This is a genomic window from Brucella pituitosa (genome assembly GCF_003049685.1).
Lineage (GTDB): Bacteria > Pseudomonadota > Alphaproteobacteria > Rhizobiales > Rhizobiaceae > Brucella > Brucella pituitosa.
Map to the genome: position 1 here is coordinate 1,066,371 of NZ_PYSY02000002.1, position 13,192 is coordinate 1,079,562.

The window sequence follows — 13,192 nt, forward strand, 5'->3', positions numbered from 1 at the left end:
TATAGGTTCTGCCGTCACCATAGTCGCATCCGAAAGAACTGCAACGTGCGATATACTTGGGCGAAGCTCACAGGCGGTTAACAGCTTCATCGCCATGGGCTGACATAGGACGCTCTAACCGTTTGTTTTAACGCGCATCTTTTCCGAAAGCCGTTTCACACTTTTCGGGACGCACTCTAAAGATTACCGTTCTCCAGGATGAAATCCACAACGTCCTGCACGCCTTTACCGCGATGGAGGTCGGTAAATCCAAAAGGACGCTTGCCGCGCATCCGCGCTGCGTCACCCTCCATGACATCGAGATCCACATGGACATAGGGTGCAAGATCGCTCTTGTTGATGACGAGAAAGTCGGACCGCGTAATACCCGGCCCGCCCTTACGTGGTATTTCCTCGCCCTGACAGACCGAAATTACATAGAGCGTCAGATCAGCCAGATCAGGCGAGAATGTTGCGGCAAGATTGTCACCACCCGATTCGATGAAGACGATATCAAGATCGGGAAACCGCTTGTTCATCTCGGCAATTGCCTGAAGATTGATCGAAGCATCTTCGCGGATTGCCGTGTGCGGACAGCCGCCGGTTTCGACGCCCATGATGCGGTCTTCGGACAAAGCCTGATGCTTTGCGAGGATGAGTGCATCCTCACGCGTATAGATGTCGTTGGTGATGACCGCGACGGAATATTTATCGCGCAGCGCCTTGCAGAGTTTCTCCGTCAACGTCGTCTTGCCTGAGCCGACAGGGCCGCCAATACCAATACGCAAAGGTCCGTTTTTCTGTGTCATGAGCGGAAAAGCCTCGAATGCTGAGTTTCATGTTTCATGGCCGTGATATCGGCAAGGAACGTTGCAGAGCCAAGGTCATCAAGTGTGGATTGAGCAGCCCGTGCAGCCGTTATTATGAGAGCATTTTCCAAAGCGGCCATCAAGTCGGTCACGCCGCTCTGCCCGGTGACTGACAGCCGGATAGATGCTTGCAGAATATTAATGCAGTAAGCCTGAAGATAGGCGCTCAACGCTGATGTCAATGGAATGCCATGCACACCAGCGACGGCCCCAACTGCAACGGGGTAAGCACATTCGGACGGCAAGCGCTCGAAAGCCACATGACCCCAGCTTCCGGCAGCGACCATAAATGCAGAGCCTTGCAACATGGTTTCCATATGCCGCTCGCGTGAACCAGCAAGCGCCTCGGCAAGCTCTGCGACCTCCCGCAAATCGCCGCCTGAAACGGCCTGTCGCCAGCTTTCGGCAAACAGCACCGCATCATTCCAGCCGGAGCCATAGGTAACAAGCGATCGCAGCCACGCCTGCAGGCTTTCGACATCCGTGACCAGATCATCATGCACCGCGCGCTCCAGCCCATTGCTGTAGCTAAAAGAACCCACCGGAAAGACCGGCGACAGCCAGGCCATCAGACGCAGCAGTGCAATGTTCTGATCAGTCGTGATCGTGGTGGTGATGGTCATGATGATGATCGTGGTGGTGATCATGCGACGAATGCCCGCCGGAATAGGCCCCCCGCAATGGGCTGAAGATTTCGTTCGTATCCGTGACTTTCGCGTCAAGCCCTTCGAGCATGGCCTTGATCACATGGTCACGCAGAATGAAGATGCGATCAGGTTCGATCTGTGCAGCCAGGTGCCGATTTCCAATGTGCCATGCAAGTTCAGCAATATGGAGCGCATCACGGCCGTGGACTTCATAAAGAGCTTCGCGGGCAGCACGGATTTCGATTTCGCGCCCATCTTCCAGCACCAACCGGTCGCCATGGTCGAGAACCACAGGCTCGGCAAAATCGACGAAGATTTTCTCTCCATCCTCAAGCGCAATGGCTTTGCGGCGCAGATGACGCTCGTCGCGCTCAAGAATTGCGTGACCAGCAGGCACAGCATCTATCACTTCGTGAGCACGGATTATCGATTTTACTTTTATCATTTCAAACCTTCAATACAGGAAGTAGCGTTGTGCCATCGGGACGACATCGACCGGTTCGCAGGTCAAAAGCTCGCCATTGGCACGCACTTCATAGGTTTCTGGATCGACTTCCATTTGTGGCATCGCATCGTTCAAAATCATTGAGTGTTTGCCAATGCCATCGCGCGTATTCTTCACTGCAATCATTTGTTTGTCGACACCAATCATCTCACGCAATCCCGCACTCATCGCAGCATCAGATACGAATGTAACCGAGCTGTTGGTGCGTGCCTTGCCGAACGAACCGAACATCGGCCTGTAATGCATGGGTTGTGGCGTCGGGATGGATGCATTCGGGTCGCCCATCGGCGCGGTCGCGATCCAACCACCAAGCAAAACGAAGTCCGGCTTCACGCCAAAGAATGCCGGATTCCACAACACCAGATCAGCGCGCTTTCCAACTTCCACCGAGCCTATCTCATGCGACATGCCATGAGCGATTGCCGGATTGATCGTATATTTCGCCACATAACGGCGAACGCGATAATTATCATTACCCGGTGCATCGTCGGAAAGAGAACCACGTTGTCGTTTCATCTTATCGGCAGTTTGCCAACAGCGGATGACCATTTCGCCAACACGACCCATTGCCTGACTGTCGGACGAAATAATCGAGAAAGCTCCCATGTCGTGCAGAATATCTTCCGCCGCGATTGTCTCCTTACGGATACGACTTTCAGCAAAGGCAATGTCTTCAGGAATGGATGGCGACAGGTGATGGCAAACCATCAGCATGTCGAGATGCTCGGAAATCGTATTCACCGTATAAGGCCGCGTCGGGTTGGTCGATGCTGGCAACACATTCGGATATTGGCAGACGCGGATGATATCTGGCGCGTGCCCACCACCCGCACCTTCCGTGTGGAATGAGTGGATGGTGCGGCCTTTGAAAGCCGCAAGCGTGTCTTCGACAAAGCCCGATTCATTGAGCGTATCAGTGTGAATTGCCACCTGCACATCAAAACGATCTGCGACCGCAAGGCAATTATCGATAGATGCCGGTGTTGTGCCCCAGTCCTCATGCAGTTTCAGACCACAGGCGCCAGCAAGCACCATTTCCTCAAGCGCGCCCGGTAGCGAAGCATTGCCCTTACCAAAGACACCGAAATTCATCGCCATGCCATCAAAGGACTGAATGAGACGGGCAATATTCCACGGCCCCGGCGTGCAGGTGGTTGCAAGCGTGCCATGCGCAGGCCCTGTACCCCCGCCGATCATACAAGTGACGCCGGAAGTGAGTGCTTCTTCCACCTGCTGCGGCGAAATGAAGTGAATGTGCGAATCTATTGCGCCCGCCGTCAGAATACGGCCTTCGCCTGCAATAATCTCCGTACCCGGCCCGATGATAATCGTCACACCCGGCTGCGTGTCGGGATTCCCTGCTTTACCGATGCCCGCAATGCGCCCATCAAGCAGCCCGACGTCAGCCTTGTAGATGCCAGTGTGATCGAGGATCAGCGCATTTGTAATGACGGTATCCATCGCACCTTGCGCGCGTGACAACTGGCTTTGTCCCATGCCGTCACGGATCACCTTGCCGCCCCCGAACTTAACCTCCTCACCATAAACAGTCAGGTCTTTCTCAACTTCGATGAACAGTTCCGTATCAGCAAGCCGAACCTTGTCGCCGGTCGTTGGCCCGAACATCTGCGCATAGGTTGCGCGACTAATCCTGGCAGGCATGAAATTCCCCTTTTCCCGAGGTTAGAGCTTGCCCATGACAAGCTGACGGAAACCATAAATCTCGCGCTTCCCGCAGATCGGCACCAGTGTCACGTCACGCTCCTGCCCCGGCTCGAAGCGCACAGCCGTGCCCGCTGCAATATCGAGTCTTAAACCCCGTGCCTGTTCGCGATCAAAGGACAGCGCCGCATTGACCTCATAGAAATGATAATGGCTGCCCACCTGGATCGGCCGATCGCCCGTATTGGCGACTTTGATAGTTACAATCGGCTGCCCCTGATTAAGCTCCATCTCGCCATCAACCGTAATGATTTCTCCGGGTATCATCGCTCACCTCATCCAGCCATCAGCATGAGACCGCCAAGTGCCGTCGCACCACCTGCAACGCGCAGTGCAAGACGTCCGCTTTGCCCGGCCATCAAACGCCCGGCAGCAAGGCCAACGCCAATGCCTGCGGTATGAAGCAGGACCGTCGCCAATGCGAAACCACCACCATAGGAGAGGAAAGCCGCCCCACCGATTTCGCCGCCATGAGCATGACCGTGGAAGAATGCGAAGAAGCCGACAATCATGGCACTGACAACAGCCGAAACTGGAAGCGCCAAGGCGACCAGCAGACCAATCACAACCACCGAAGCGAGGATAACAGGTTCAACGAATGGCACTGGAAGGCCAGCGAGTGCCGCAACAAAGCCGAGCAGCATTAGGCCGACAAAGGCTGCAGGCACGGCGAACAGCGCTCGCCCACCGAGCATTGCCGCCCATAGACCAACCGCTACCATCGCCAGGATATGATCAGCGCCCGAAAGAGGATGCGTGAAGCCCGCAGCAAATGAGCCATGCTCCACGGGGTTCAAATGCGCGAAAGCCGGGCTTGCGGTGAGCGCCATTACTGCCGCAGGAAGTATTGATTTCTTCATTTTCATTCCCTCTTTTATGTCTTCTCGCTCTAGTATGGCGAACCCGAAATTCGTACAAACGGTTGCTTTATAGTGTGACGAATTTCGGGTTCGCCATACTGGTATAATATTGAATCTAGTGTGGTTTACGGATCTGAACTTCAAATCCACCACACTAGAGCATTTCCTGTTTTTCTTGAATCATTGGAAATGCTCTATCTCTTTGTTTTTCTCGCATTATCCGACGCAAAACCGCTTCGCACTTTTGCTGGAAATGCTCTAGCGAATTGGTTCGTGCACGGTGACTAGCTTGGTGCCGTCAGGGAAGGTCGCTTCGACCTGAATGTCGTGGATCATCTCGGCCACACCTCCCATCACCTGTTCACGCGTAATGACATGCGCTCCAGCTTCCATGAGATCCGCGACAGAACGCCCATCACGCGCGCCCTCCACCACGAAGTCGCTGATCAGTGCGATTGCCTCAGGATGATTGAGTTTCACACCGCGTTCCAGACGACGGCGTGCGACCGAAGCGGCCATGGCGATCAGAAGCTTGTCTTTTTCTCTTGGCGTCAAATTCATAACTTTGTTCCAAATCGTTTTTCATGAAAGGCGGCACAGCCGCACCCATCTTAAAGTGACCAAACTTTAGGCAACCCTGCCTTTCCATTAAGCAGCGCCAACAACGGCACCAATCGCTTACGCAGCTCATAGCTATCCGGGGCAATGAGCCGAACAATCAGCTTGGGCGCTTGGTTCGCATCCACAAGGCTGCAACCGCCATCCTCACCCGCAATCGCCCGCACCGCATCAAGATGCCGTTCGGCCTGCTCCGAAACCATCAAAACCGTGGCAATCGCCAACGCCTTATTTGCCACCGCCCGCGCCTGCAATTGCTCTGCAACGTCAGGCCCAAGGCGCAATTCTTCCGCATGGATCAATCGTCCCTCCTGCCGCACACGCCAGCCATCATGAAACAAGGCGCGCTCAACCGTTTCGCCCATGGCAAGACGCCCAAACACATTTGCTTCCACCACCAGAAGCTCCGCACCTTTCTCCATCTCGATATCGAGCCTGCGCGTGAGCGCAGACTGGTTGAACAGAATGGTCTCCTGTGGGAGCCATGCAAGACGTGTGCCTTTTGCAAGTTTAAGACTTGTTGCAATGCGGGCCTCGCCGCCGCCAGAACGATAGATCCGCTCGCAAGCTTGTGTGGTAACGACAGCAGATGCATTTCCGCTCAGTTCCACATCCCATCTCAGACGGTCGCCGCCGGTCAAACCACCCGATGTATTGATGAGGATAGCCTCAAGTGGATCAGTTGCCGTTCGCGGCATACGGATCTTGGCTGCACCCTCCTGATAAAGTCCTGCAACACGCGTGCGCCCATCCTTGAACTGAAGCGACAATTGCCCCAGCCCATTAGCGCGTTGCGTCGAAAGCGCTTTCAGATGATCATTTGCTATTGTCATGTTCCGATGATGCTCTCGCCTTGTCACTCTCAGGAAGCGAATTTCATGCCAAAGGAACTGCCGTCCATTTTGAACAAAAAAAAACCCGCCTTCATTTCTGAAAGCGGGTTTCATTTGGTTTTGAATGACGGTAGAGCGCCGTGCGTCTTTTCGGACGCACGGCGCTCTAAACTATTGAATCTACGCATCGTGCTTTCCAAAAAAATCGATTTCGATTATTGGGCCGATGCTGTAGGCCTATTCTGGCTTGATCGTCTTGAGAAGATCGGCAATCGAAACCTCGACCGTTGGGCGGATATCCTTCCGCCACAGGGCAAAAGCCACATTGGCTTCAATGAAGCCGGACTTTGAGCCGCAGTCGAAAGTCAAACCACGGTAGTCAAAGCCGTAGAACTTCTGTGCATCGGCAAGCTTCAGCATCGCATCAGTCAGCTGAATCTCATTGCCAGCACCCTTCTCCTGCTTGCTCAGCAGTTCGAAGATTTCTGGCTGAAGAATATAGCGGCCATTGATATAGAGATTGGAAGGTGCCGTGCCCTTGGCAGGCTTTTCAACCATCTGGTTGATTTCAAAGCCGTTGCCAATGGCATTGCCCTTGCCGACAATACCGTATTTATGCGCTTCTTCAGGGTCGCACTCCTGAACCGCGATGACATTGCCTCCGGTCTGCTCATAAAGCTCGACCATTTCCTTGAGGCAACCCTTCTTCGACTGCATGACCATATCCGGCAGAAGCAGTGCAAAAAGGCTCGTCGCCAACCAGTTCGCGCGCGCGCACCAGACCGCATGGCCAAGGCCAAGCGGAACCTGCTGACGGGTAAAGCTGGTAGTGCCGGGCTGTGGCTGCAATTCCTGCAGATGCTCCAGCTCTGCCTTCTTGCCACGCTCGGCAAGCGTGGAATAGAGCTCAACCTGTGCATCGAAATAATCTTCGATCACAGCCTTGTTGCGTCCGGTGACGAAAATCAGATGTTCGATACCCGCTTCGCGTGCCTCATCCACCACATATTGGATGACGGGTTTGTCGACAACAGTGAGCATTTCCTTGGGGATGGACTTGGTCGCTGGAAGAAAGCGGGTCCCAAGACCGGCGACGGGGAAAACTGCCTTACGGATTTTGCGGATCGAACTCATTCGTCTCCTCGATTTTTTCACGAATACGGTTGGGCTATCAAAGCATTGAAGCCATTGCATTTCAAATACGGCGTTTTCATTAACGAATGGCGAAGTTCCGTCTTTTCCCCCATCACATTCGATGACCTTACCTTAATCTTACTTGATTCAAAAATTCCTTGAAACTTTCTGCAATTTTTCCGCCAATCTTGCCATGGTAAACCAAATGCTAACCTGAAGCCTCTAATGTGAACCTGAAAAGGGTCGGCCCCAAATTCAACACTGGATAGTATTAACAACTTGATGCAATCTGATTGAAGCAGGCCCGGCATGACAGGCAACTCGCCGTTCGACACGGCAGAAACATGATTGCAGAAGGGAAACACAGAATGCTGCGATTTCCATTCACTCTGGGACGAGGAATGCGCGCCAGGATTACAGCGACCGTTGCGGTGGCAATGCTCGTATCTGGCCTGACGACAGGCAGCGCTTTTGCTGATGCCAATTTCCGAAAATGGGTTTCCAGTTTCCGCACCACAGCTCTCCAGAATGGCGTATCACCATCGACATTCGACCGCGCCTTCAGAGGTGTCGATTCGCCCGATCCTGAAGTGCTGCGCAAGGCCCGCTTCCAGCCGGAGTTCAGCGAGCCTGTCTGGAACTATATCGACAATCGCGTGAATGAGCATTCCGTGGCTGTCGGTCAGAGCATGGCGAAAAAATTGGGGCCATGGCTCCAGCGCATCGAACAGCGCTTTTCTGTTGACCGCAATATCCTGCTGGCCATCTGGTCGATGGAAAGCAATTACGGTGAGATTCTCAAGCGTGACGATGTCATGATGGACACGATCCGTTCGCTTGCCACGCTGGCCTATGCTGATCAGCGCCGTGCCAAGTTTGGTCGCACACAGCTCATTGCCGCGATGAAAATTCTCCAGACCGGCGATATTGACCGCGGCCACCTGACCGGCTCCTGGGCAGGTGCGATGGGTCACACGCAGTTCATTCCGACAAGCTATCAGGCGTATGCCGTCGACATGGATGGCAACGGCAAGCGCGACATCTGGAACTCGGTTCCCGATGCGCTTGGTACTGCCGCAAATCTTCTGCACCGCAATGGCTGGCAGCCGGGCCGCACATGGGGCTACGAAGTTGTCCTTCCTGCCGGTCGCAAATTCCCATCTGGTTCGCTCTCGGCCGCCGAATGGCAACGACTTGGTGTCGTTCGTGCCAATGGCCGTCCTTTCCCGGATGCCAATGAGAAGGTTACACTGAAAGTTCTCGACGGACGCCAGGGACCGGCTTTCCTGATGGCCAAGAACTTCTCAGTCATCAAGCGCTATAACAATGCCGATAAATATGCTCTTGCCGTCGGCCTGCTTGCGGATCGAATAGGTGGTTATCAGGGTCTGCGTCAGGACTGGAACCGCCCGTTCACCCCAATTACCATGAACGAGCGCGAAGAATTACAGACGCATCTCAAGGCGCTCGGCTATTACGATGGCAATATTGACGGCAAGATTGGTGCTACATCGCGCAAGGCAATTGAAGCCTTCCAGCAGCGCAATGGCCTGCAGCCTGACGGACATCCAAGCAAGGAAGTGTTGACAGTTCTTCGTCGCCGTTAAGCGTTTTGCGATACAATCGGGAGCGCACATCAGATGTGCGCTCCTTTTTCTTCTTGGCAAAGGGCGGTACAATCCTCAACGCAGGAAGGTGAAACCAATGCAGGCAAGCCAGTTCAAAAACAAAGCAAGCGGCGTTCTGATGACGATGCTCGTTGCCTTTGCGATGATGCTGACTGCCATGTCTTCCGCATCGGCACAAGAACGCCCACGCACGCTTTTCGATCTTCTGTTCGGCTCAAAACAAGCGCAGCCACAACGCCAATATGAACAGCCGAAACCCAAAAGAACACGCCCGGCCAAACCTAAGCGCACAGCAAAGCCTGTAAATGCCGCCGCCCGGTCAGCAAGCATTCCGGACATAAAACCCGAAGTGAATTTCGTTGAAAAGAATCCCGACGCCAAAAAGGTTCTGGTCGTCGGCGATTTTATCGGCAACGGTCTGGCGGAAGGGCTCGATATTGCCTTTGCACCCAGTGCCGGCATACAGATCGTGAGCCGCATCAATGGCTCATCCGGCTTTGTGCGCGATGACCATTTCGACTGGCCCGCCAGCATTGGCAAGATTCTCGAAGAGGAAAAGCCTGCAGCCGTGGTCGTGATGATTGGCTCAAACGACCGGCAGGCGATCACCGCAAAAGGGCAGAGTTTGGCCGCCCGCTCCCCAGAATGGACAGCGGAATATCAAAGCCGCGTTTCCAAATTCATGAAGGAAATCACGGATAAAAACTATCCACTGATCTGGGTTGGACAGCCGCCATTTCGTCCTCGTGGCATGTCGCAGGATATGCTGGCACTCAATGAAATCTACCGCTCAACATCTGAAAAAGCTGGCGCAAAATTTGTTGATGTATGGGATGGTTTTGTGGATGAAGAAGGCAATTTCAGCCAGACCGGCTTTGATATCAACGGCCAGACAGCGCGTCTGCGCGGCAATGACGGGATAAACACCACATCCGCAGGCAAACGCAAACTCGCTTTCTATGCTGAAAAGCCTTTGAAAGCGCTCTTCGGCGATGTTCGGGACAATGAGCAACTGTTGCCAACCGCTGGAAAACAAGACCCTTTAAAACCCGTGGATCGGATTGCTCCGGTGAGTCTGCGCGACATCGACCGCGACGATAGTGGGGTTTTGCTGGGGGGAGCACTGGCTTCTCGCAAGAAAGATGACAAAAAACCGTCCAACGAGCAAAAACCGACCCATGGTCGTGCCGATGATTTCTCGTGGCCGCCGAAAAACGTAAATCCCTGAATAATAAGATTAATAGCAATGAAGCAGCCCGCAATAGCCCGATAATACCGGGAAATATGCAGCATTTATCAGCCTAAATGCTATATTTCTCGTGGTTCACATTTCAGGTTTCCTCGTTTATCAGAAAGTCGCGCGGCCCGACCGGGTCTTCAGCGCGCATCGCTGCATTGCATAAGAGGCATCTGAATGAATATTGCATCGAAGCCTCCCGTTGATAACAACCGGGAGGAGGAAACCCATCTTGCACGCAATCTGTCCAATCGACATCTCCAGCTGATCGCCATTGGTGGTGCTATCGGCACCGGCCTTTTCATGGGCTCCGGCAAGACCATCTCACTGGCCGGACCATCCATTCTGCTGGTTTATGCGATCATCGGTTTCATGCTGTTCTTCGTGATGCGTGCGCTGGGCGAAATCCTTCTGTCCAATCTGGAATATCGATCTTTTGCCGATTTCGCAGGTGATTATCTTGGCCCTTGGGCGCAATTTTTTACCGGCTGGACCTACTGGTTGTGCTGGATTGTCACCGGCATCGCCGATGTGGTGGCCGTTTCGGGCTATGTATCCTTCTGGTACCCGGAATTGGCTCTGTGGATTCCGGCGCTGGGTCTGATCGGAGTGTTATTGCTGCTCAACCTGCCAAATGTCCGCAATTTCGGTGAAATTGAATTCTGGTTTGCGCTCATCAAGATCATCGCCATTGTTGCCCTGATCATTGCGGGTGTTTACATGCTTTCAACGAGCTTCATGCTGCCAAATGGCACGAGGGCATCGGTTGAACATCTGTGGGCACATGGCGGTTTCTTCCCCAACGGGTTCTTCGGCTTTGTCGCTGGTTTCCAGATCGCAGTTTTTGCATTTGTCGGTATCGAGCTGGTCGGCACAGCTGCCGCTGAAACCGAAAATCCGATGCGCAATCTACCAAAGGCGATCAACTCTATCCCGATCCGCGTCGTACTTTTCTATGTTGGTGCGCTGTTCGTGATCATCACGGTTATTCCGTGGGATCAGGTCGATCCAAACTCCAGCCCGTTTGTGGCCATGTTCTCGCTGGCGGGTCTTGGCATTGCCGCTCATGTCGTGAATTTCGTGGTGCTGACTTCGGCAACATCGAGCGCCAATTCCGGCATCTACTCGACCTCGCGCATGATCTATGGTCTGGCAACATCACGCCTCGCACCGCAGACACTCGGCAAGCTTAACAGCCGCAAGGTGCCGGTGAATGCGCTGTTCTTCTCCTGCATCTTCCTGCTTGCAGGCGTTGTGCTGCTTTATGCAGGCCAGAGCATCATTGAAGCCTTTACCATCGTCACGACGATTTCAGCGCTTCTTTTCATCTTCATCTGGTCGATCATTCTTGCGTCTTATCTTCAGTATCGCCGCAAGCGTCCTGATCTGCATGAAAAGTCGACCTTCAAGCTACCAGGCGGACGCGCTTCCGTTGTCATGGTCTTTGCCTTCTTCGCCTTCATTCTCTGGGCGCTGGCACAAGAACCTGATACCGCTGTCGCTCTAAAAGTAACGCCAGTATGGTTCGTGCTCTTGGGCATTATCTATCTGGCAATCCGCAAGAATCGTCAGCAGAGCTAACACGCATTCCGAAAAGTGGACACCGGTTTTCGGACCAAGATGCGCGTACAAAAAAATAACAAAAAAGCCCGGCTTAGAGCCGGGCTTTTTATTGAAATGCAGTTCGAATTAACGGGGAAGAACAGACGATCCCATCAGATCCGCATCAATTGCGTGGGCTGCCTGACGGCCTTCACGAATTGCCCAGACAACCAGCGACTGACCGCGGCGCACGTCGCCTGCTGCATAGAGCTTGTCGACATTGGTGCGATAGTCTTGCTCATTGGCTTTCACCGAAGTTCCGCCGCGGCGATCCGTTGCGATCTCCAGCTTCTCGCCAAGTTCTTTCACCACGCTGTTTTCAGCCGGACCGAAGAAACCGATTGCGATGAACGCAAGATCAGCCTTGATGTAGAATTCAGAGCCAGCAATCGGCTTGCGCTTCTCGTCAACCTGACAGCACTTCACATGGGTAAGCTTGCCGTCTTCGCCGATGAATTCAAGCGTAGCGACCTGAAACTCGCGGTTTGCGCCTTCAGCCTGACTGGAAGACGTACGCATCTTGGTTGCCCAATATGGCCAGACGCTGAGCTTGTCTTCTCTTTCAGGCGGCTGCGGACGAATATCGAGCTGCGTGACATTGACCGCGCCCTGACGGAAAGCCGTACCAACGCAGTCAGATGCCGTATCACCACCGCCGACAACGACGATGTGCTTGCCACCGGCAAGGATCGGCGCTTCGTGCCATGCGACTGATTCAATGTTTTCGCGCCCAACACGACGGTTCTGCTGGACGAGATAAGGCATGGCATCATGCACGCCTTCAAGGTCCGCACCCGGAATACCCGCTGGGCGCGGCTTTTCCGAACCGCCCGAATAAAGCACGGCGTCATAGGTATCGAGCAGACCGCGCAGCGGCTTGTCCACGCCGATATTGACGCCACACAGGAAACGAACGCCCTCGCCTTCCATCTGCGTGACGCGACGGTCGATCAGGTGCTTTTCCATCTTGAAGTCAGGAATGCCATAACGCAGCAGACCGCCCGGACGGCTTTCGCGTTCATAGACATCGACCATGTGACCAGCGCGTGCGAGCTGCTGTGCAGCAGCAAGACCCGCCGGGCCAGAACCGATGATCGCGACCGACTTGCCCGTCTTCTGCGCTGCTGGCTGCGGCACGATATGACCAAGCTCATAGGCCTTATCGCCCAGTGCCTGTTCAACGGTCTTGATCGCAACAGGTGTGTCTTCAAGGTTCAGCGTGCAGGCTTCTTCGCAAGGCGCCGGACAAACACGACCGGTGAATTCCGGGAAGTTATTTGTCAGATGCAGATTGCGGATCGCCTGATCCCAGTTGTTGTTATAGACGAGATCATTCCAGTCCGGGATCTGATTGTGCACAGGGCAGCCCGTTGGGCCATGGCAGAACGGAATGCCGCAATCCATGCAGCGCGCCGCCTGCTTTTGCACTTCACCATCCGTCATGGGAAGCGTGAATTCACGGAAGTGACGAATGCGATCCGATGCTGGCTGGTACTTTGCTACCTGCCGGTCGATCTCAAGAAAACCAGTAACCTTACCCATTATTCTATGCTCCTCT

General features: G+C 53.9%; 13 protein-coding genes. 3 read left to right on the forward strand and 10 right to left on the reverse strand.

Going from position 1 to position 13,192, the window contains the following annotated elements:
- Positions 1-176 precede the first annotated feature (176 nt).
- The 9 genes from ureG to galU form a co-directional block, all read right to left on the reverse strand.
- Positions 177-788: an urease accessory protein UreG gene (ureG, locus tag C9380_RS17425; RefSeq protein WP_100557400.1), complete on the reverse strand. Its 612-nt coding sequence runs from the start codon at positions 786-788 to the stop codon at positions 177-179.
- Entirely contained in the window at positions 785-1,471 is a 687-nt protein-coding gene (locus tag C9380_RS17430) for an urease accessory protein UreF (RefSeq protein ID WP_128094465.1), read from the reverse strand. Before C9380_RS17430 ends, ureG begins: the two co-directional genes overlap by 4 nt.
- Positions 1,443-1,940: an urease accessory protein UreE gene (gene ureE / locus C9380_RS17435; protein WP_128094138.1), complete on the reverse strand. Its 498-nt coding sequence runs from the start codon at positions 1,938-1,940 to the stop codon at positions 1,443-1,445. Before ureE ends, C9380_RS17430 begins: the two co-directional genes overlap by 29 nt.
- A 9-nt stretch (positions 1,941-1,949) precedes the next feature.
- Entirely contained in the window at positions 1,950-3,662 is a 1,713-nt protein-coding gene (gene ureC, locus C9380_RS17440; RefSeq protein ID WP_128094139.1) for an urease subunit alpha, read from the reverse strand.
- 21 nt (positions 3,663-3,683) lie between these two features.
- Positions 3,684-3,989, reverse strand: coding sequence for an urease subunit beta (locus tag C9380_RS17445; RefSeq protein WP_024895971.1), 306 nt, complete (start codon positions 3,987-3,989; stop codon positions 3,684-3,686).
- An 8-nt stretch (positions 3,990-3,997) separates the two neighbouring features.
- On the reverse strand, positions 3,998-4,582 hold the full coding sequence (locus tag C9380_RS17450; RefSeq protein WP_128094140.1) for a HupE/UreJ family protein: 585 nt from the start codon (positions 4,580-4,582) through the stop codon (positions 3,998-4,000).
- A 258-nt stretch (positions 4,583-4,840) separates the two neighbouring features.
- Complete coding sequence (locus C9380_RS17455) at positions 4,841-5,143, reverse strand: urease subunit gamma (protein WP_024895973.1); 303 nt, start codon at positions 5,141-5,143, stop codon at positions 4,841-4,843.
- A 50-nt stretch (positions 5,144-5,193) separates the two neighbouring features.
- Positions 5,194-6,033, reverse strand: a complete 840-nt coding sequence (locus C9380_RS17460) for an urease accessory protein UreD (RefSeq protein ID WP_128094141.1) — start codon at positions 6,031-6,033, stop codon at positions 5,194-5,196.
- 237 nt (positions 6,034-6,270) lie between these two features.
- Positions 6,271-7,167: a UTP--glucose-1-phosphate uridylyltransferase GalU gene (gene galU, locus C9380_RS17465; protein WP_128094142.1), complete on the reverse strand. Its 897-nt coding sequence runs from the start codon at positions 7,165-7,167 to the stop codon at positions 6,271-6,273.
- 368 nt (positions 7,168-7,535) lie between these two features.
- On the opposite strand from galU, the gene C9380_RS17470 reads away from it, so the two are divergent.
- From C9380_RS17470 to C9380_RS17480, 3 genes are all read left to right on the forward strand, one after another.
- Positions 7,536-8,774 carry a lytic murein transglycosylase gene (locus C9380_RS17470; RefSeq protein ID WP_128094143.1) on the forward strand — a complete coding sequence of 413 codons (1,239 nt, stop codon included), beginning with the start codon at positions 7,536-7,538 and terminating at the stop codon, positions 8,772-8,774.
- A 97-nt stretch (positions 8,775-8,871) separates the two neighbouring features.
- The gene (locus C9380_RS17475; protein ID WP_128094144.1) at positions 8,872-10,023 is read left to right on the forward strand and encodes an SGNH/GDSL hydrolase family protein; all 1,152 of its coding nucleotides are present in this window, start codon (positions 8,872-8,874) and stop codon (positions 10,021-10,023) included.
- 186 nt (positions 10,024-10,209) lie between these two features.
- Positions 10,210-11,613: an amino acid permease gene (locus C9380_RS17480; RefSeq protein ID WP_128094145.1), complete on the forward strand. Its 1,404-nt coding sequence runs from the start codon at positions 10,210-10,212 to the stop codon at positions 11,611-11,613.
- A 108-nt stretch (positions 11,614-11,721) separates the two neighbouring features.
- Here C9380_RS17480 and C9380_RS17485 read toward each other — a convergent pair whose 3' ends face one another.
- Positions 11,722-13,176 (reverse strand): glutamate synthase subunit beta, encoded by a 1,455-nt coding sequence (locus C9380_RS17485; RefSeq protein WP_100557407.1) that lies wholly within the window; start codon positions 13,174-13,176, stop codon positions 11,722-11,724.
- Positions 13,177-13,192 lie beyond the last annotated feature (16 nt).